The sequence below is a fragment of the Longispora fulva genome, from assembly GCF_015751905.1.
Lineage (GTDB): Bacteria > Actinomycetota > Actinomycetes > Mycobacteriales > Micromonosporaceae > Longispora > Longispora fulva.
Genome location: NZ_JADOUF010000001.1, coordinates 7439877 through 7459431 on the forward strand (window position 1 = coordinate 7439877; position 19555 = coordinate 7459431).

A 19555-nucleotide genomic window follows, 5' to 3' on the forward strand; every position below is an offset into this window, starting at 1 on the left:
GCCACAGAACCGGTGACAGTCTGTTCCTGATGGGCATCCTCGGGGATAATCTGATCGAGTGCAGATTGGCGTGAACGTCCCGAACTTCGGTCCCGGCACCGACCCCGGCGTGCTGCGGAGTTGGGCGCGGACGGTGGAGGGGCTGGGCTATGACCTGTTGATGGTCTCCGACCACGTCGCGATCACCCCGGACGTGGCGGAACGGTACCCGGCGCCGTTCTACGAGCCGTTCACCACCCTCAGCTGGTTGGCCGGGATCACGAGCCGGGTCCGGTTGGGCACGACGGTGCTGCTCATGCCGTACCGGCATCCGTTGCTCGTCGCCCGGATGGCCGCCAACCTCCACCAGCTCAGCGGGGGCCGGCTGGTGCTCGGCGTGGGGGTCGGCTGGGCGCGGCAGGAGTTCGAGGCGCTCGGCGTGCGGTTCGACCGGCGCGGTCGGCTGACCGACGAGCATCTGCTGGCGCTCCGGGCCGCCTGGGCTGACGAGGACGACTACGCGGCCGGGCGGGTTCCGATCTGGGTCGGCGGCAACAGTGACGCCGCCCTGCGCCGGACGGTCCGGCTCGGAGACGCCTGGCATCCGCTGCGGTTCACCCTCGACTGGTTCCGGGCGGCGGTGGACAGGTTGCGGGCCGTGGCGGCTGAGGAGCGGCGACCGGTACCGGCCCTGGCGCCCCGGATCACGCTGCGGCTGACCGAGGAACCGGTGACCGCGCCTGATCGGGGGGCCGGCGAGGGCACCATCGATCAGGTCGTCGATGATCTGGGGCATCTTCGTGGGTTCGGGGTCGAGACTGTGGTGCTGGACCCGTATCAGGGTGATCCGGCGGAGACGCTTCGGCCTGAGGTGGCGTGGGGGATGCTCGAGGCGGTGGCGGCTCGCCTCGTGCCGGCCAGAGACCGTGGGTCGGCTGAGGGCCGTGGGTCGGTCGCGGGTCGTAAGCCGGGCGCTGACCGGGAGTCGCCTGCGAGCCGTGGGTCGGGCACCGATCGTGAGTCGCCCGCGGACCGTGAGGCCGTTGCCGATCGTGTGTCTGCCGCACGTGGTGCGGACCGCACGTGACGCGCCCAGCCACCGGCCAGGCACCTTGCACACAGCAGCCACACGATACGACCCCCGCGACCCCTGGCGACACCGGCATCCACTCTCTCCGAAAGGAACACGCATGACGCCCGACGACGAACGCCACCTCCGCAGGGCACTGGAACTCGCGGTCTCAGCACGGGCCACCGGAGATGGCCCGTTCGCGTCCCTCCTCGTGGGCCCGGACGGCCAGGTCCTCATCGAGGCCCACAACACCGTTGACGTCGACAACGACATCACCGCGCATCCAGAGCTGAAACTGGCCCGCTGGGCAGCGCGCGAACTCGACCTGGACACCGCGGCCGGCACCACCATGTACACCAGTTGCCAGCCCTGCGGCATGTGCCAGGGTGCGATCGAACGCTCTGGCATCGGCCGGGTCGTGTTCGCGCTGTCCACCGCCCAGCTCACCGCCCTCAAGCCGCCGGCCCCACCGAAGACGGTCCGCCTGGAGGGCCCATCGTTGCCGGACGAGGCGGGCGTCCCGCTGGCCGGCTACTACCTGTGAACCCCGGGCGTCCGTGCGGTGCGGGATCTGCGATCTGACCCAGCTGCCGCGCCGGCTGGTCCCGCCCAACCAGCCCCTGGCGTCGGCAGGCTACACTCCAGTTCTAGAACAGTTATATCAGAGGAAGAATGTCAGTTCTAGAACTCTCATTATTGACTTTGGTCTCCCGATCCGGCATTCTTGTCGCGGGGCAGGCGTGACCTGCCCCGCGGCCTCCAGGTGGATCGAGGAAACTGTGAGTGCGGAGTTGATGGGACTGCCCTCTGCGGACGGGCGCTTCGGGGATTTCGGCGGGCGGTTCGTGCCCGAGCCGATCGTGCCGGCCTGCCTGGAGCTGGAGGAGGCGTTCCGTGCGGCCTGGGCGGATCCGGAGTTCCACGCGGAGCTGCGGGGGCTGTTGAAGCAGTACAGCGGGCGGCCCACACCGGTCACCGAGTGCCACCGGCTGTCGGCGAAGCTGGGTGTCCGGGTGCTGGTGAAGCGCGAGGACCTCAACCACACCGGTAGCCACAAAATCAACAATGTCCTCGGTCAGGCGCTGCTCGCCCGCCGGATGGGCAAGACCCGGGTCGTCGCCGAGACCGGTGCCGGGCAGCACGGAGTCGCCACGGCGACGGCGTGCGCCCTGCTGGGGCTCGACTGCGTGGTCTACATGGGCGAGGTCGACATGGCCCGCCAGGAGCTGAATGTGTTCCGGATGCGCCTGCTGGGCGCCGAGGTCCGGCCCGTGGCGTCCGGCAGTCGCACGCTGAAGGACGCGGTCAACGAGGCGATGCGCGACTGGGTGGCCAACACCCACGACACGCACTACTGCCTCGGTTCCGTGATGGGCCCGCACCCCTACCCGTGGCTGGTCCGGGAGCTTCAGCGGATCATCGGCGAGGAGGCCCGCGAGCAGTGCCTGGAGATCCTCGGCGCGCATCCCGACCAGGTGGTCGCGTGCGTCGGCGGCGGGTCGAACGCGGCGGGCATCTTCGCCGGCTATGTCGACACGGACGCCCGGCTCGTCGGCGTGCAGGCGGCCGGCGGGGCCGCGATCGGGGGCGGCAGGGTCGGGGTGGTGCACGGCTCGCGGAGCCAGCTGCTGCAGGACCGTGAGGGCCAGGTGCTGGAGGCGCACTCGATCTCCGCGGGGTTGGATTACCCGGGCGTGGGCCCCGAGCACGCGTATCTGGACTCGATCCACCGGGCGGACTACCCGACGGTGGACGACGACGAGGTGCTCGAGGCGGTCCAGGTGCTCAGCCGGTTGGAGGGCCTGATCCCGGCGCTCGAGTCGGCGCACGCCATCGCCTACGTGATCCGCGAGGCCGGCCGCGAGATCCCCCTGGGTTCGACGGTGCTGGTCAACCTCTCGGGGCGCGGGGACAAGGACATGCACACGGTTATCGGGCTGCTCGGAGAGGCGACGACGGCATGACTGGACGGCTGGAGAGCACGCTGATGGCGGCGCGGGACGGCGGGCGCAAGCTGCTGATTCCGTATGTGACGGGTGGCGTCACCGAGAACTGGACCGACTACGTGGACGCGGCCCTGGCCGCCGGTGCGGACGCCGTCGAGATCGGGGTGCCGTTCAGTGACCCAGCGATCGACGGGCCGGTGATCCAGAAGGCGTCGGTGCTGGCGCTGGAGCGTGGCACCACTGTGGACAGTATCGTGGACGACCTGGTCCGTGGCGGGCACGACCGGGCGCCGCTGATCGCGATGACGTACTACAACCTGGTGCTCCAGCCCGGGCACAAGCGGTTCGCGGAGCGGATCGGCGAGGCCGGCATCTGCGCGACGATCCTGCCGGACCTGCCGCACGAGGAGTCCGCCGAGTGGGAGTCCGACGCCGCGGCGGCGGGGATCGAGCACGTCCTGCTCGCGTCGCCGGTCAGCTCGGACGAGCGGCTGGCCGTGATCTGCGAGCGGACCAGGGGCTTCGTCTACGGCCTCGGTCTGATGGGCGTCACCGGCGAGCGGGATTCCCTGGCCCAGTCGTCCCTGACGCTGGCCCGGCGGCTCAAGGGGATCACCGACAAGCCGGTTCTGATCGGGGTCGGCGTCTCGACTCCGGCCAACGCCACCCAGATCTGCGCGGAGGCCGACGGCGTGATCATCGGTGCGCCGGTGATGCGTCGGATCGTCGAAGGTGAATCACCGGCGGCGATCGGCAGCCTTGTGGCTGATTTCCGAAAGGCGATCGGCGGGTAGCCTGCAACGGGTGGAAGCCTTCCTCCTGCTCAAGCCGGACTGTCTGCGCGCCGGGCTGTCGGCCCATGTGGAGCGTGAGATCGAGGCGGAGGGTCTGGAGATCCGCTGCCGACATCGGATCTCTCTGACCCCCGCCGATATCCGGTACCTGTGGAGTGAGTACTCCGACGACGGCCACCGCCTCATGCTCGGCCTGCTCGACCGCTACCTCGGTGGCGGCCCGTCGCAGGTGGTGACCCTGGCCGGTCCGGACGCCTACGAAGCGGCCCGACGGGTGAAGCGTGCCATCCGCTGGCGGTTCGCCGACGGCCCCTTCGCGAACGTGGTGCACGCCGCCGAGACCCCCGGTGAGCTGCTCCGGCAGAGCAAGCTCCTGCTGGGCTGGTGTGAGCGGTGTTCCGGCGTCCGGCCGACGGTGACGTTCCCCGAGAAGGAGCTCCGGCCGGCGGGGATGCCTTTTGAGGACATCGACCCGGTGCTCGACGCGCTCTGGGCCGGGCTGCGGGGCGGTCTCACCCGACCGGAGCCGGTGCCGCTGGGCGGGGAGGGTTCGGTCATCGTTCTCGGCGTGGACACGGCCCATTCTTTGGACTCCACCGTGACGGCGGTGTATCGGGCGCTGCCCGGCGTCGAGCTCGGCCACGCGATCGAGCTGGCCCTGCACGCCAACCGGGTGGGCCGCTACCCGATCGGGACCGGATCGCCGGCCGAGACGGTGGCGAGCCTGGAGCTGCTGCGCGCCAACGGCATCGCGAACTGCTGGACGGAGAACTGCTGAGGCGCTGTTCCTGCGCGGGCAGGCAGGCCAAGGCCCCGACCTCGGGCCTGAACCGGCCTCAGGCCGTGCCGCAGCGCGGGCCACGGCTCCCGGCCCCGAGCCCCGGCCCTCACCCCACAGCCGCGGTCACCGACACGTCCGGCGCACTCCCCACACTCGCCCGATCCACCGTCACCACCACCCGTTCCCCGGCCAGCACAGCCCGGTCGTCGACCATCGCCCGACCCGCCTGGTCGTACGTCAACCGGTCGCTGCGGAGCGCCAGATCTCCCGGGGAGAGTTCCAGCAGTTCGGCGACCCGCCCCGACACTGCCACCGGGGTGATCACCTCCGTGGCCCGGGCGGCGACGGCGTGGCACCACAGTTCGAGGAGTTCGTACAGCGACCGGATGGCCAGGTCAGCGTCGGCGAGGGGGGTGGCGAAGGGTTCGGGGACGTAGGAGTACTGGTGCACGGCGGGGCGGCCGTTGATGATCCGGACCCGTTCGATGACGAGGACGGGGTCGTCAGGGGCGATCCGGAGCCGGGCGGCGACGTCGGGTGCGGCGGGGGTGAAGTAGACGCCGTGGACCCGGGTGGTGACGCTGATGCCCTGGGCGCGCAGGTCGTCGCCGAGGCTGCGCAGGCCGGCGGCGGCGTACGGGGTGCGGTGGCTGCGGACGAAGGTGCCCTTGCCGGCGATCTGTTCGATGACGTCCTGGGCGGCGAGCTCGCCGAAGGCCTGCCGCAGGGTCATGAGGCTGACGTCGTACTGGGCGCTGAGGTCGCGCTGGGAGGGCAGCGGCTCGCCGACCCGGAACTCGCCCGTGGCGATCCGCCGGATCAGATCCTCCTTGATGGACAGGTACTTCGGTACCCGGGTCATAGCCGCCGGTGCGCGAGGCTGGGCAGCTCGGCGCGGATCTGTTCCAGGCTGTGCCGGTCGATGTCGGCGACGGCCACGGTGACGGTGTCGGGGGCCTGGGCGAGGACCGTACCCCATGGATTGATGATCATGGAGCGGCCGAAGCAGGTCCGGTTGGGTTCGTGGTTGCCGACCTGGCCGGCGGCGAGGACGTAGGACTGGCCCTCGATCGCCCGGGCGCGCAGCAGGACCTCCCAGTGGTCGCGCCCGGTGTGCAGCATGAACGCCGCCGGGACGACCAGGATGTCGGCCCCGGCGTCGGTGAGTTTGCGGTACAGCTCGGGGAAGCGCAGGTCGTAGCAGATCGACAGGCCGATGGTGGCGCCCTCGACCTTGACGGTGACGACCTCGGAGCCGGGCGCGACGGTGGCCGACTCGTGGTAGGACACCTTGCCGGGGATCTCCACGTCGTACAGGTGGATCTTGCGGTAGGTCGCGGCGATCTCGCCGGAGCGGTCGAACACGAGTGACGTGTTGTAACTGTGCCGGTCGTCGGGGCCGCGCTCGTGGAAGCTGCCGGCGTGCACCCACATGCCGAGCTCGCGGGCGGCTTCGGCGAAGAACGTGCCGAACTCGCCGTCGACCGGCTCGGGGCGGTGCGCGCTGGGCCCGAGGTAGTCGGTGTACTCCGGCAGTACCGCGAAATCAGCGCCCTGATCGGCGGCGCGCACCAGCAACTGGCGGGCCTGGGCGAGGTTGGCGGCCCGGTCTTCGCGGGCGTTGAGTTGGCAGACGGCGACCCTCATGCCCACACCCTAGTGCCGCGACCGCCCCGTGTTCAGGCCTGCGGGGCAGATTCCGCGCCGACCCCGGACGCGGACATGTGTGCTGGCGCACGGCCCGGACGCCGACGGGCGCTGGCCCGCCCGACATATCCGCACCCACCCCCACATCGGCACGCGGACCGGCTGGACGCCTCGGCCGGGAGCGCTGACCGCCGGGCCGGGACCCCGACCCCGGCGTCGGTCAGCGCTTCTGGATCGCCCCCCGCAGCGCGACGAACTTCGGCGCGGACTCCTCAGGCGTGTGCCCCGGGAACAGCATCAACCCGGCGCTGCCGTGGTCGGCCCACCCGCACACGGGCACGCGGTCGGCGTCGATGGTCGTCACCCCGCACCGGGCCTCGCCGCCGAGCGGGCCGGCGTCCACGGCGTGCGTCCCGGTGACCCCGCCGGCCGTGTCGGTGATGACGGAGAACAGGTCGTCGAGGGTCCCCTCGGGGTCGAACAGGGTGGCGGTGCCGGCGACGACGATGGCGGACCGGTTGGCGGCGGCCGGGTCCTGGTAGACGCCGCCGACGGTCTTGTCGAAGCCGACCGGGACGGACAGTGCCTCGCGCATGCCCTCGGCGGTGCGCTGGCCGCGTTCGGACGTGTCGAGGGTGAGGCCGGCGGCCTTGGGCGGGATCGTCAGCTCGGGGTTGCCCTGGCGGACCACCTGCCAGAGGGTCGGGCCCCAGATCACCGCACCGATCAGAACGATGACTCCGAACACCCCGCCGGCGATCATGATGATCCGGCGTAGGGGGAGCGGTTTGCGCTCCTCCTCGGGGTGCTCCTCGTAGGTCTCCAGGAACGCCATCGCGGAAGCCTAGCAACGGCCCGGACCAGGATCACAGATCAACACCATCATTTTGGTACGGAGGAGCCCGGCCCGCCGCGCGCCTTACCTGCTCAGCATCGCGCGGTGCATCTCCTGGAACAGCTGCCCGGCCGTGGCCTTGTCACCCTTGACGAAGATGGCCAGCCCGATGCTGCCGTGGTCGATCCACACGCAGGCCGGCGAGTCGCCCTGGGCGGCGATGGTGCCGCACCGGATGTACCCGCCGAGGTCTCCGGCGTCGATGTCGACCCCGCCGGTGGCGTTCATGGCCTTGAAGGCGTCGTCGAGCTGGCCCTTGAGGTTGACGTTCAGGCCGGTGGCCCCGAAGAAGATCACCGGCTTGTCTCCGTCGCGGTACAGCGCGCCCTTGGACTCGTGGCCGGCGATCGAGCCCCCGGCGGACGACATGGCGTCGACGGCCTTCTTCCCTTCGGGCCCGTCGTCGAGCACCAGGTTCCCGATCTTCGCCGGCAGCGCGATCGTGGCGCCCTGGTCGGAGATGATCGGGAAGGCGAAGAGCGCTGCCCCGCCGAGGCAGAGCAGGAGGACGAGGCCGAGAACCCCCGCGACGATCTTTCCGGCCCCGCTCTTCTTCGGCGCCTGCGGCGGGGTGAAGCCCAACGGCTGGCTCTGCGGCGCGACGAACACCGGCGGCGCGTACTGCGGCGCGCCCGGCGGCGGCTGCTCAGGGGGCTGCGGATAGCTCATCGGGTCTCCCGTGGGGTGGTGTGAGGAACGCGGGACTCTAGCACTTACGTAGACTCAGCGGGTGACTACGAATGCCCAGGAACTGCCTGCTCAGTACCCGCCCGCCGACGTCGAGTCCCGCCGGTACGAGCAGTGGGTACAAAACGGTTACTTCCGGGCGGACGCGGACAGTGACAAGCCGCCGTACACCATTGTGATCCCGCCGCCCAATGTCACGGGTTCCCTGCACGTCGGCCATGCCCTGGATCACACGATCCAGGACGCGCTCGTCCGCCGCCGCCGGATGCAGGGCTACGAGGCCCTGTGGCTGCCCGGCATGGACCACGCCGGCATCGCCACCCAGAACGTCGTCGAGCGCCGGCTGGCCGCCGACGGCGTGAGCCGGCACGACCTGGGCCGCGAGGCGTTCCTGGAGAAGGTCTGGGAGTGGAAGAACGAGTCGGGCGGCTCGATCCTCGGCCAGATGCGCCGGCTGGGCGACTCGGTCGACTGGACCCGGGAGCGGTTCACGATGGACTCCGGTCTGTCCCGCGCCGTGCAGACGATCTTCAAGCGGCTGTTCGACGACGGCCTGATCTACCGCGCGAACCGGATCATCAACTGGTGTCCGCGCTGCCTGACCGCCCTGTCGGACATCGAGGTCGAGCACTCCGACTCCGACGGCGAGCTGGTCTACATCCGCTACAGCGACGAGATCGTGGTCGCCACCACCCGGGCCGAGACGATGCTCGGCGACACGGCCGTGGCGGTCAACCCGAACGACGAGCGGTACGCGCACCTGGTCGGCACCGAGGTCGAGCTGCCCCTGACCGGCCGGCGGATCCCGATCGTGGCCGACGAGCACGTGGACCCGGAGTTCGGTACCGGCTGCGTGAAGGTCACCCCGGCGCACGACCCGAACGACTTCGAGATCGGCCAGCGGCACAACCTGCCGTCGATCACCGTCATGGACGAGCGCGCGGTGATCACCGCGCACGGCCCGTTCGAGGGCCTGGACCGGTACGAGGCCCGGCCAGCCGTGGTCGCCGCGCTGCGCGCCGAGGGCCGGATCGTCCGGGAGATCCGGCCGTACAACCACTCGGTGGGGCACTGTTCGCGGTGCAAGACGACCGTGGAGCCGCGGCTGTCCCTGCAGTGGTTCGTGAACACCACCCCGCTGGCGAAGGCCGCGGGCGACGCGGTCCGCGACGGCCGGGTGAAGATCGAACCGGTCGAGCTGGAGAAGCGCTACTTCGCCTGGGTCGACAACATGCACGACTGGTGCATCTCCCGCCAGCTGTGGTGGGGCCACCGGATCCCGGTGTTCTACGGCCCCGACGGCGAGGTGGTCTGCGTCGGCCCCGACGAGACCGCGCCCGAGGGTTACACCCAGGACAGCGACGTGCTGGACACGTGGTTCTCCAGCGCGCTGTGGCCGTTCTCGACGCTGGGCTGGCCGGAGAAGACGCCGGACCTGGAGAAGTTCTATCCGACGAGCGTGCTGGTCACCGGGTACGACATCCTGTTCTTCTGGGTCGCCCGGATGATGATGTTCGGCCTGTACGCGATGGACGGCGTGGCCCCGTTCAAGACGGTCGCGCTGCACGGCATGGTCCGTGACCAGTTCGGCAAGAAGATGTCGAAGTCCTTCGGCAACGTCGTGGACCCGCTGGACTGGATCGACCGGTACGGCGCGGACGCCACCCGCTTCACCCTGGCCCGCGGCGCGAATCCGGGCACGGACGTCGCGGTCAGCGAGGAGTGGGCCGCCGACTCGCGCAACTTCTGCAACAAGCTGTGGAACGCGACCCGGTTCGCCCTGGCCAACGGGGCCACGGTCACCGGCCCGCTGCCGCGCGAGCGCTCGACGGTCGACGCCTGGATCCTGTCCCGGCTGGCCGAGGTGACGGCCGAGGTGGACCGGCACTTCGAGAGCTACGAGTTCGCGAAGGTCTGCGACGCGCTGTACCACTTCGCGTGGGACGACGTCTGCGACTGGTACCTGGAACTGGCCAAGCCCGTGCTGTACGCGGGCGGCCCCGAGGCGGAGAAGACCCAACGGGTTCTGGGCGAGGTGCTCGACACCCTGCACCGGCTGCTGCACCCGGTCGTGCCGTTCGTGACCGAGGAGCTGTGGACGACCCTGACCGGGGCGGAGACGATCGTGACCGCCGCGTGGCCGGCGGACCGGCCGGAGCTGATCAACCCCGCGGCCGGGGCCAGCGTGGCCACCCTGCAGGAGGTCGTGACCGAGATCCGCCGGTTCCGCGCCGACCAGGGGCTCAAGCCGAGCCAGAAGGTCGGGGCCCGGCTGATCGGGTCCGCCGACGGTACGGACCGCTCGGCGGCGTTCCTGGCGCACGAGCCGCTGATCCGCAATCTGGCCCGGTTGGAGGACCCGGCCGAGGGCTTCGAGGCCACGGCGACGCTGAGCCTGGCCGGCGGGATCACGGTCGAGATCGACACCCAGGGCAGCATCGACGTGGCCGCCGAGCGGGCCCGGCTGGCCAAGGACCAGGCGGCGGCCGAGAAGGAGGTCGCGCAGTGCCGGGGCAAGCTGGGCAACGCCGAGTTCCTGAGCAAGGCCCCCGACCAGGTCGTGGACAAGATCAAGACACGGTTGGCCGCCGCTGAGGCCGAGCTGGCCCGGATCGCCGCGGCGCTGGGGAAGCTCGCATGACCGACGACCGCGACGACGAGCAGCAGCGCAGGGACCTCCTCAAGGCCGGGATGGCGCTCAACGACGTGAACGCGCTCGGCGGGAAGGCCCGGCACGCCCGGTTCCAGGAGGTCGACGCCGAGCTGCTCGGCCGGGGCTTCACCCGGATGGTCTTCGACCGGATGAAGCTCCGCGAGCTGCTCGACGCGCTGGGCAACCCGGAGAAGGCGTACCGGGCCGTGCACCTCACCGGCACGAACGGCAAGACGTCCACGGCGCGGATGGTCGAGTCGCTGCTGCGGGCGCACGGGCTGCGGACCGGGCGGTACACGAGCCCGCATCTGGAGAGCGTCACCGAGCGGATCAGCATCGACGGCGAGCCGGTGACCGAGGAACAGTTCGTCGAGGTGTACGACCAGGTCGCGCCCATGGCGAAGCTCATCGACTCCCGGCACGACGAGTCGATGACGTACTTCGACATGACCACGGCCCTGGGCCTGGCGGCGTTCGCGGACGCGCCCGTCGACGTCGCGGTGGTCGAGGTGGGGCTGGGCGGCGCGTCGGACTCCACGAACGTGCTCGACGCCGGGGTGTGCGTCATCACCCCGATCAGCCTGGACCACACGGAATGGCTGGGCGACACGGTCGCCGACATCGCGTACGAGAAGGTGGCCATCGTCCAGGACGGCGCGACCCTGATCTGCGCCGAGCAGCCCGAGGAGGCCATGGAGGCCATCCTGGAACACTGCGCCGAGGTCGGCGCGACGGTCGCCCGCGAGGGCCACGAGTTCGCGGTGCTCCAGCGCGGCCTGGCCGTCGGCGGCCAGCTCCTCCAGCTCCAGGGCCTCGGCGGCGTGTACGACGAGGTCTACCTGCCCCTGCACGGCGCGCACCAGGCCCAGAACGCGGCCGTCGCGCTCGCCACGGTCGAGGCGTTCCTCGGCGCCGGCAGGGACAAGGGCGCGCTCGACCCGGAGGTGGTCCGGGAGGGCTTCGCCCAGGTCACGTCGCCGGGCCGGCTGGAGAAGGTCCGCAACGCGCCGACGATCCTGCTCGACGCCGCGCACAACCCGGCCGGCATGGCCGCGACCACTCGGGCGATCCGCGAGGAGTTCGACTTCGGCCGGCTCGTCGCAGTGTTCGCCGTACTGGCGGACAAGGACGTCGGCGGGATGCTGGAGCAGTTGGAGCCGGTGTGCGACGCGATCGTGGTCACGGTGAACAGCTCGGAGCGGGGGATGGCGGTGGACAAGCTGGCAGCTTTGGCGGAGGAGTACTTCGGGGATGAGCGGGTCAGTGTCGCGGCCACTCTGGCTGACGCCATCGAGGTGGCGATCGCGGAGGCTGAGTCCGACGAGGGTGTGTCGTTGGGGGCGATCGGGTTGCTGGTCACCGGGTCGGTGATGACGGTCGCGGACGCCCGCAAGCTGTTGGTGAGGAAGAAGTGACGGTCCCGGGGGCCGAACAGCCGGGTGAGTCGGCCGACCGTTCCGTGGTCGCGTCCGGGGACGTGACCGGGTCCGGGGAGAGCGGGGCTGGGGACGCGGCCGAGGGGAAGCCCTCCGGGTTGCGGAATCCTGGTGGGGCCGTGCGCGGGGTCGGGGCCGGGTGTCTGGTTATTGAAGGCATTGTGTTGTTGTTGGCGATCCAGCCCATTCGGATCATGGGTGGGTCGCTGCAGGGGCTCGGGGTCTGGGTGATGGTGGGCCTCTCGGTGCTCTGCTTCCTCCTGTGTGGACTGTTGCGGCACAGGTGGGCGTGGCACGTGGGCACGGCGTTGCAGGTCCTGGTGATCGCTGGCGGTTACTTTCAGTGGGGCATCGCCGCGATCGGCGTGGTCTTCCTGGCCCTCTGGCTCTACGTCCTGAATGTCCGCAAGAGCGTGCTGGGCTGAGCTGAGTCCTTGATCTAAGGCCGGTGGCCCGCTGAGGGCGGGGCTGGCAAGCGAACGGTCGACCCGCTAGGGCAGCGCCCTGCGGGTCGGCCGTTCGCGCAGTCCAGCGTCGTCCTCAGCGGGTCCTCACAAACCAGGGAACCAGAGGGCGATTTCGCGCTTGGCGCTGTCCTCGGAGTCGGAGGCGTGCACGAGGTTCTCCCGGTTGGACAGCGACAGGTCGCCGCGGATCGTGCCGGGGGCGGCCACCCGGCCGTCGGTGGCGCCGGTCAGGGCACGGACGACGCTGATCGCCTGGTCGCCGGAGAGGATCAGGGCGACGAGCGGGCCGCTGGTCATGAAGTTCTTCAGCGGCGGATAGAAGTCGCGGGTGACGTGCTCGGCGTAGTGCGCGTCGGCCAGCGCGGCGTCCATCGTGCGCAGTGTCATCGCCTCGATGGTGAGCCCCTTGCGCTCGAAGCGGTTCAGCACCTCGCCGACGAGGCCACGCTGGACGGCGTCGGGCTTGATGAGTACGAGCGTGCGCTCGGACACGAGCTCCTCCTTGAGTGGTTCGACGTCGAGTGCAGGGTAACCGTCTGTGATCGTGGGGTGGACAGCGGCCCCGATCGATCAGGTATCCGACCTTCGTCCTGCGCCTAAAGAGATCGAGCATCACCTTCCGAAAACGGTTCATCACCCCTAGCCTGGCAAGAAGGGCCAGCCTGTCGCCCAAATCCCCCCTGGAGGCCCCAGTGTCGGATGGTTCCTCGCACTCCTCCCATGCGCGGAGTCTGTTCGGTCTAGTTCTTCCCTTGGCTGCCCTTTTCATCATAATTTTCAGCATCGGTACGGGCAGCGTGCTCGTCTTCTGGCTCGGCACCGCCGTTGCCGTCGGCGCGGTCGCGTACCACGGGATGAACTCGTTCGCGCCCAACCGCCGCCGCAGGGTGGTCGAGGGCAGCGCCCGGGTGATCGCCGCCAGTCCGGCCCCGCCCGGGGTGTCCAGCGCCCGGTGCGAGTTGCAACTGGTGGTGGAGGCCCCGGGTCTGCCGGCCACGGCGCAGACGATCCGCGACCCCGGGGTGCCGGTCGCCAAGTGGCCGGTCGCCGGCCAGCAGCTGCCGGTGTTCGTGCTGCGCACTGATCCGCGCCAGGTGACGATCCGCTGGGACCGGGTGCGGGCGGCCTCGGCGGCGGCCGAGGAGGAGTTCGTCACCCGGCTGACCACCCGGGCGGAGACCGTGCGCAACGGCACGCCCCGGCAGGACGACGAGCTGGGCTCGTACCTGGATGAGTTGTTCAGCCCGGTCGACGCCGCACCGGCGGCGGAACCCGCGCCGGTCCCGGAGCCCGAGCCGACGCCGGAGAAGGAGCCCGAGCGGCCGCAGCTCCCGTCGTTGCCGCCGTTCGTGCTGCCGGAGTTCGAGCCGCTGGACCTGCCGGAGTTCGAGCTGGCGGACTTCGTCACCCCGCCGCCGACCCTGCCGACGCTGCCCACCCAGCCGACCGGCCCCGCCGAGGCCTCCGACCCGGGTCGGGTCCCGCTGCCGCGCCGCGAGCCCAAGCCGCTCGACCACGCCCGGTGGGGTTCGAGCCTGGAGGACGAGCCGGAGCCCCGGGCCAGCCGGCTGATCGACCCGAGCCTGCTCACCGGCGGCCGGGCCCACTACGAGGCCGACGCGGAGTTCGCGGACGAGGTCCCCGACGAGATCGTCCCGGCGTCGATCCAGGGCGTCGGCGTGAGCCTGATGGTATCCGACCTGTCCCGTTCGTTGGAGTTCTACCGGGACACTCTGGGCTTCACGGAGCTCGACTCGGGCGGCGGCGCGGCGATCCTGGCGGCCGGCGACGCGAAACTGCTGCTCCGCCAGCTCGACGACGCCCGGCCGGAGGGGCCCCGCCTCGCGCACGTGAACCTGGAGGTCGACGACGTCGACACGGTGTACCAGGAGCTGCGGTCCAAGGGGGTCCGGTTCCTCCAGCGGCCCCGCGCGGTGGCCGCCACGGCCCTGATGGAGCTGTGGTCGGTCTCGTTCAAGGACCCCGACGGGCACGGGCTGGCTCTAACCAGTTGGCGGTACCGGTAACATGGGTGCACAGGCTTTGACCCGGCCATCACCGGCGAGCCTCCGGAAGAACAGGTCCTCTGGGCCCCAGTAGAACCGGACGGGTCCGGCCCGTCACAGCCGAAGAACGAGCGGGCGACCCTCCGGGGCCGCCAAGCGGGGTGGTACCGCGCGGGTGACCGCGTCCTCGCATCGGAGCTATTGAGGCCCATGCGAGAGGTTTGAACCGATGTCGTATCCGAAAGACGGATCGTCAGTCCCCGCCAGCCCTGCCCTGCCGCAGGTCGAGGAGCGCGTCCTCGACTTCTGGGGGGCCGACAAGACCTTCCAAGCGAGCATCGACGCGCGGCCGGCGAACGACGAGTTCGTCTTCTACGACGGCCCGCCCTTCGCCAACGGCCTGCCGCACTACGGCCACCTGCTGACCGGCTACGTCAAGGACGTCGTCCCGCGCTACCAGACGATGAAGGGCAAGCGGGTCGAGCGCCGGTTCGGCTGGGACTGCCACGGGCTGCCCGCCGAGGTGGAGGCGGAGAAGCAGCTCGGCATCACGACGAAGGCCGAGATCCTCGCGCTCGGCATCGACAAGTTCAACGCGGCCACGAAGGCGTCGGTGCTCAAGTACACCGGCGAGTGGGAGCGCTACGTCAACCGGCAGGCCCGCTGGGTGGACTTCGGCAACGACTACAAGACGCTCGACCTGAACTACATGGAAAGCGTCATGTGGGCGTTCAAGACCCTGCACGACAAGGGCATGGTCTACGAGGGCTACCGGGTGCTGGCGTACTGCTGGCGGTGTGAGACCCCGTTGTCGAACACCGAGACGAAGATGGACGACACGTACCGGGACCGGACCGACCCGGCGCTGACCGTGGCGTTCACGCTGACCGCCCCGGGGCACAGCCTGGACGGCGCGAAGGTGCTGGTGTGGACGACCACGCCGTGGACCCTGCCGTCGAACCTGGCGCTGGCCGTGGGCCCGGACCTGGACTACGTGGTGGTCGAGCAGGACGGCGAGCGCTACGTGCTCGGCAAGGACCGGCTCGGCGCGTACGCCAAGGAGCTGGCCGAGGCCGAGCCCGTCGCCGTGGTCAAGGGCCGCGACCTGGCCGGCCTGCGCTACGAGCCCCTCTTCGACTACCTCGTCGAGCAGGGCGGGCGCAACGCTTTCCAGGTGCTCGCGGCCGACTACGTCTCCGCCGAGGACGGCACCGGGGTCGTGCACCAGGCCCCGGCGTTCGGCGAGGACGACCAGGCGGTGTGTACGGCGGCCGGCATCCCGACCGTGATGACCGTGGACGACCGGGCCAAGTTCACCTCGCTGGTGCCCGACTACCAGGGGATCCAGGTCTTCGAGGCCAACAAGTCCATCATCACGGCCCTCAAGGAGCGCGGCGTCGTGCTCCGGCACGAGAGCTACGTGCACTCCTACCCGCACTGCTGGCGGTGCGACTCCCCGCTGGTCTACAAGGGCGTGGCCAGCTGGTTCGTGGCCGTCACCAAGGTCAAGGAGCGGATGCTCGCGCTGAACCAGGACATCGACTGGGTGCCAGGGCACGTCAAGGACGGCCAGTTCGGCAAGTGGCTGGCCGGCGCGCGGGACTGGAACATCAACCGGACCCGGTTCTGGGGCTCGCCGATCCCGGTGTGGAAGAGCGATGACCCGGAGTACCCCCGGATCGATGTCTATGGGTCTCTGGCCGACCTGAACCGGGACTTCGGCACGACGGTGACCGACCTGCACAGGCCGTTCATCGACGAGCTGACCCGGCCGAACCCGGACGACCCGACCGGGCGGTCGACGATGCGCCGGGTGCCGGACGTGCTGGACTGCTGGTTCGAGTCCGGTTCGATGCCGTTCGCCCAGGTGCACTACCCGTTCGAGAACCGCGACTGGTTCGAGTCGCACTACCCGGGCGACTTCATCGTGGAGTACACGGCGCAGACCCGGGGCTGGTTCTACACCATGCACGTGCTGGCCACGGCCCTGTTCGACCGGCCGGCGTTCCGCACGGCGGTGGTGCACGGCACGCTGCTCGGCGACGACAACCGCAAGATGTCCAAGAGCCTGAAGAACTACCCGGACGTCTACAAGATGTTCGACCTGTACGGCTCGGACGCCATGCGGTGGTTCCTGATGTCCTCCCCGGTGCTGCGCGGCGGCGACATGGCCGTCACGGAGTCGGGGATCCGGGACTCCGTGCGGCACGTGCTCCTTCCCCTGTGGAGCGTGTGGTACTTCTTCTCGCTCTACGCCAACGCGTCCACGGTGGAGGCGGTGCCCCGCACCGACTCCGACAACCTTCTCGACCGGTACGTGCTGGCCAAGACCCGCGAGCTCGTGGCGGACACGGGCGCGCAGCTCGACGTCAACGACATCTCCGGCGCGTGCGGCACGGTGCGCACATTCCTCGACGCGCTGACCAACTGGTACGTGCGCCGGTCGCGCAGCCGGTTCTGGGCGGGGGAGCAGGCGGCGTTCGACACGCTGTACACGGTGCTGGAGACCCTGACCCGGGTGATGGCCCCGCTCGCGCCGTACCTGGCGGAGGAGGTCTGGAAGGGCCTGACCGGGGGCCGTTCGGTGCACCTGGCCGACTTCCCGGTCGTGGCCGACTACCCGGCCGACCACGACCTGGTCGCGGCGATGGACGCGGTCCGCGACGTGTGCTCCGCCACGCTGTCGGTGCGCAAGTCCACCGGCCTGCGGGTCCGGCTGCCGCTGGCCCGGCTCACGGTCGCCACGCCGGACGCCGAGGCGCTGCGGCCGTTCGGGGACCTGATCGCCGACGAGGTCAACGTCAAGGATGTCGTCTTCACCACCGACCTCGGCGGCTACTGCGAGCAGGTGCTCACCGTGGTCCCGAAGGCCCTCGGCCCCCGGCTGGGCAAGGACGTCCAGCGGGTGATCAAGGCCGTCAAGGCGGGGGAGTGGTCGGCCTCCGGCGAGACCGTCACGGCCGGTGGCGTCGAACTCCTCTCCGGGGAGTACGAGCTCAAGCTGGTCGCCGCCGACGCCGAGCACTCGGCCCCGGTGGGCGGCGGCGTGGTCCTGCTCGACGTGGCCGTCTCCCCGGAGCTGGCCGCCGAGGGCGTGGCCCGCGACGTGATCCGCGCGGTCCAGCAGGCCCGCCGTGAGGCGGACCTGGCCGTGTCCGACCGGATCACCCTCGTGGTGGACGGCTCCCCGGCCGTGCAGGCCGCCGTGGCCACCCACCGGGACTTCGTCGCGGCCGAGACCCTGGCCCTGGGCGTGACCTTCGGGCCGGCCCCGGACGGCTTCCTCGGCGAGGTTGGCGACGAGCAGGTCCGGGTATCAGTGACCCGCGCGTGACGGGCCCGCGTCGGGGGCGCAATGCCCCCGACGCAGCCCGGAAACACCCGCTCCCTAGAGTGGGGCGGGCACGTGGGTGACCTGGGAGGTTTGTGTGACGGCGCTGTACAGGGTTGCCAAGTGGGTCGTAGGTGCCCCGCTCCGGGGTGTGCTGCGCCCGAAGGCCGAGGGGCTGGAGAACATCCCGCACTCCGGGCCGGCGATCCTCGCGTGCAACCACCTCTCGGTGTCCGACCACCTGTATCTGCCGCTCGTGGTGTCCCGGCCGATCGCATTCATGGCGAAGGCCGAGTACTTCCTGCAACCCGGCCTCAAGGGCTGGGCGCGCGGCGCGATGGTGCGCGGGCTGGGCCAGATCGCCGTGGACCGCTCCGGCGGTCGGGCCGGGGTCGACGCCCTCAAGCGCACCCTGCCCATCCTGCAGAACGGCGGGCTGCACGGCATCTTCCCGGAGGGCACCCGTTCGCCCGACGGCCGGCTGTACAAGGGCCGCACCGGGGTCGCCCGGCTCGCCCTGGAGGCCAAGGTCCCCGTGATCCCGATCGGCCTGATCGGCACCGACCTGGCCCAGCCGATCGGCAGGGCCATGCCGGACCCGCGCGCCGAGGTGCTGATCAGGATCGGCAAGCCGCTGTACTTCGGCCGCTACGAGGGCATGGAGCGTGACAAGCACGTGGTCCGGGCCGTCACGGACGAGGTGATGGACGAGATCCGCCGGCTGACCGGCCAGGAGTACGTCGACCGGTACGCGCCGCGCGCCTCGGCCGCCCAGCCCCCCGCCGCCTGACCATGCAAGAAGGGCCCACCCCGACCGGGGTGGGCCCTTTCCGCGCGTTCTAGGCCTTCAGCGAGGCCATCGTGGCCTTCGTCAGGTCCTTGAGCTTCTGGGTGAGCTGCGCCTCGTCGTACGTGTTGAACGTCCCGTGCATCCGCATCTCGATCACGAGGTTGCTGTCCTGCACGTTCACCTCGTAGGTGACGCTCTTGAACGACGAGTAGTCCTTCTTCGTGACGACCTGGTACGCCTGCTCGCCGAGGTCGGTGACCGCGCTCTGCACCCGGCCGCTCTCGGTCTGCCCGTCGTCGTACTTCTTCGACGAGTCGTAGCTGGACTTCGCCTTGGACGTGTCCTTGGTGACCTTCACCTCGATGCCCAGGCTGGAGCTGTTCGTCCCGCTCTTGAACATCAACTGGCACGACAGCGTCGTGTAGCCGATCGACGAGTAGTCCGACGTCCGGAACGTCGGCGCGCCGTCCGGGGTGCCCAGCACGCTCTGGGCGTCGGTGGTGGAGACCTTGTCGCACAGGTTCGCCACGGCCTTGTACTTGCCGCCGCTGCCCGTCAGGCCGCCCGTGCCGCCGGCGTCGGACTTGTTGACCACCACGTAGGCCCCGATGCCGCACATCAGGAGGACCACGGCGCCGATCACGATGCCGCCGATGATCCAGCCGGTCTTGCTCGACTTGGCCGCGGGCGGGGTCATGGGAGGGCCGTACGCCGAGTACGCCGGGCCGCCCGTCACCGGGGGGCCGGACATCGGCGGGGCCGACATCTGGGGGGCGTAGCCGTAGTTCGGGTCGTACCCGGGCTGGGGCTGCTGCTCGTAGCCGGTCTGGGGCTGGTCGTAGCCCGGCTGCGCGTACTGGTCGTACCCGGGCTGCTGCTGGCCGTAGTTCGGGTCGTACCCGGGTGCGGAATACGGCTGGTCGTACTGCACCGGTGGCTGTCCGTAGTTGGGGTCGTAGCCCGGCTGGGGCGCGCCATCCTGTGGCGGTTGCCACCCGCCAGGGCCGTACTGGGGTGTGGTCACGCTGGGTCCTTCCGGGTCCGATCGTGTCGTGCGGGCCCGATTGTGCC

17 protein-coding genes are annotated in these 19555 nt (G+C 70.3%); 11 read left to right on the top strand and 6 right to left on the bottom strand.

What is annotated here, in order from left to right:
- Positions 1-58: 58 nt before the first annotated feature.
- From IW245_RS34440 to IW245_RS34460, 5 genes are all read left to right on the top strand, one after another.
- Positions 59-1066 (top strand): TIGR03619 family F420-dependent LLM class oxidoreductase, encoded by a 1008-nt coding sequence (locus IW245_RS34440; RefSeq protein ID WP_197007278.1) that lies wholly within the window; start codon positions 59-61, stop codon positions 1064-1066.
- Between the two features lie 103 nt (positions 1067-1169).
- Positions 1170-1595, top strand: coding sequence for a nucleoside deaminase (locus tag IW245_RS34445; protein WP_197007279.1), 426 nt, complete (start codon positions 1170-1172; stop codon positions 1593-1595).
- Positions 1596-1845: 250 nt separating this feature from the next.
- Positions 1846-3015: a tryptophan synthase subunit beta gene (trpB, locus tag IW245_RS34450; RefSeq protein ID WP_197008828.1), complete on the top strand. Its 1170-nt coding sequence runs from the start codon at positions 1846-1848 to the stop codon at positions 3013-3015.
- On the top strand, positions 3012-3791 hold the full coding sequence (gene trpA, locus IW245_RS34455) for a tryptophan synthase subunit alpha (protein WP_231399034.1): 780 nt from the start codon (positions 3012-3014) through the stop codon (positions 3789-3791). The genes trpB and trpA overlap by 4 nt, the downstream gene beginning before the upstream one ends.
- A 10-nt stretch (positions 3792-3801) precedes the next feature.
- Positions 3802-4569, top strand: coding sequence for a polysaccharide deacetylase family protein (locus IW245_RS34460; protein ID WP_197007280.1), 768 nt, complete (start codon positions 3802-3804; stop codon positions 4567-4569).
- Between the two features lie 109 nt (positions 4570-4678).
- Here IW245_RS34460 and IW245_RS34465 read toward each other — a convergent pair whose 3' ends face one another.
- From IW245_RS34465 to IW245_RS34480, 4 genes are all read right to left on the bottom strand, one after another.
- Positions 4679-5434, bottom strand: coding sequence for a GntR family transcriptional regulator (locus IW245_RS34465; RefSeq protein WP_197007281.1), 756 nt, complete (start codon positions 5432-5434; stop codon positions 4679-4681).
- Positions 5431-6219 (bottom strand): carbon-nitrogen hydrolase family protein, encoded by a 789-nt coding sequence (locus tag IW245_RS34470; RefSeq protein ID WP_197007282.1) that lies wholly within the window; start codon positions 6217-6219, stop codon positions 5431-5433. The genes IW245_RS34465 and IW245_RS34470 overlap by 4 nt, the downstream gene beginning before the upstream one ends.
- A gap of 220 nt (positions 6220-6439) precedes the next feature.
- Positions 6440-7054 (bottom strand): hypothetical protein, encoded by a 615-nt coding sequence (locus IW245_RS34475; protein ID WP_197007283.1) that lies wholly within the window; start codon positions 7052-7054, stop codon positions 6440-6442.
- Between the two features lie 84 nt (positions 7055-7138).
- The gene (locus tag IW245_RS34480) at positions 7139-7783 is read right to left on the bottom strand and encodes a hypothetical protein (RefSeq protein ID WP_197007284.1); all 645 of its coding nucleotides are present in this window, start codon (positions 7781-7783) and stop codon (positions 7139-7141) included.
- 61 nt (positions 7784-7844) lie between these two features.
- On the opposite strand from IW245_RS34480, the gene IW245_RS34485 reads away from it, so the two are divergent.
- From IW245_RS34485 to IW245_RS34495, 3 genes are all read left to right on the top strand, one after another.
- Positions 7845-10442: a valine--tRNA ligase gene (locus IW245_RS34485; RefSeq protein ID WP_197007285.1), complete on the top strand. Its 2598-nt coding sequence runs from the start codon at positions 7845-7847 to the stop codon at positions 10440-10442.
- Between the two features lie 50 nt (positions 10443-10492).
- Positions 10493-11869, top strand: a complete 1377-nt coding sequence (locus IW245_RS34490; RefSeq protein WP_197008830.1) for a bifunctional folylpolyglutamate synthase/dihydrofolate synthase — start codon at positions 10493-10495, stop codon at positions 11867-11869.
- A gap of 140 nt (positions 11870-12009) precedes the next feature.
- On the top strand, positions 12010-12315 hold the full coding sequence (locus tag IW245_RS34495) for a DUF4233 domain-containing protein (protein WP_267920087.1): 306 nt from the start codon (positions 12010-12012) through the stop codon (positions 12313-12315).
- Positions 12316-12441: 126 nt separating this feature from the next.
- Here IW245_RS34495 and ndk read toward each other — a convergent pair whose 3' ends face one another.
- Positions 12442-12849, bottom strand: coding sequence for a nucleoside-diphosphate kinase (ndk, locus tag IW245_RS34500; protein WP_197007286.1), 408 nt, complete (start codon positions 12847-12849; stop codon positions 12442-12444).
- Positions 12850-13109: 260 nt separating this feature from the next.
- On the opposite strand from ndk, the gene IW245_RS34505 reads away from it, so the two are divergent.
- From IW245_RS34505 to IW245_RS34515, 3 genes are all read left to right on the top strand, one after another.
- Positions 13110-14384 (top strand): VOC family protein, encoded by a 1275-nt coding sequence (locus IW245_RS34505; protein WP_197007287.1) that lies wholly within the window; start codon positions 13110-13112, stop codon positions 14382-14384.
- A 208-nt stretch (positions 14385-14592) separates the two neighbouring features.
- Positions 14593-17697: an isoleucine--tRNA ligase gene (gene ileS / locus IW245_RS34510; protein WP_197007288.1), complete on the top strand. Its 3105-nt coding sequence runs from the start codon at positions 14593-14595 to the stop codon at positions 17695-17697.
- 94 nt (positions 17698-17791) lie between these two features.
- The gene (locus IW245_RS34515) at positions 17792-18484 is read left to right on the top strand and encodes a lysophospholipid acyltransferase family protein (protein WP_197007289.1); all 693 of its coding nucleotides are present in this window, start codon (positions 17792-17794) and stop codon (positions 18482-18484) included.
- Positions 18485-18533: 49 nt separating this feature from the next.
- Here the strand turns inward: IW245_RS34515 and IW245_RS34520 are convergent, their stop codons facing one another.
- Positions 18534-19508: a hypothetical protein gene (locus IW245_RS34520; RefSeq protein ID WP_197007290.1), complete on the bottom strand. Its 975-nt coding sequence runs from the start codon at positions 19506-19508 to the stop codon at positions 18534-18536.
- Positions 19509-19555: the final 47 nt, after the last annotated feature.

Bases quoted from the DNA above. Each gene is read 5' to 3' on its own strand.
- IW245_RS34445 (WP_197007279.1), top strand. From the start codon at position 1,170: ATGACGCCCGACGACGAACGCCACCTCCGCAGGGCACTGGAACTCGCG.
- trpB (WP_197008828.1), top strand. From the start codon at position 1,846: ATGGGACTGCCCTCTGCGGACGGGCGCTTCGGGGATTTCGGCGGGCGG.
- trpA (WP_231399034.1), top strand. From the start codon at position 3,012: ATGACTGGACGGCTGGAGAGCACGCTGATGGCGGCGCGGGACGGCGGG.
- IW245_RS34465 (WP_197007281.1), bottom strand. From the start codon at position 5,434: ATGACCCGGGTACCGAAGTACCTGTCCATCAAGGAGGATCTGATCCGG.
- IW245_RS34470 (WP_197007282.1), bottom strand. From the start codon at position 6,219: ATGAGGGTCGCCGTCTGCCAACTCAACGCCCGCGAAGACCGGGCCGCC.
- IW245_RS34475 (WP_197007283.1), bottom strand. From the start codon at position 7,054: ATGGCGTTCCTGGAGACCTACGAGGAGCACCCCGAGGAGGAGCGCAAA.
- IW245_RS34480 (WP_197007284.1), bottom strand. From the start codon at position 7,783: ATGAGCTATCCGCAGCCCCCTGAGCAGCCGCCGCCGGGCGCGCCGCAG.
- IW245_RS34490 (WP_197008830.1), top strand. From the start codon at position 10,493: ATGGCGCTCAACGACGTGAACGCGCTCGGCGGGAAGGCCCGGCACGCC.
- ileS (WP_197007288.1), top strand. From the start codon at position 14,593: ATGTCGTATCCGAAAGACGGATCGTCAGTCCCCGCCAGCCCTGCCCTG.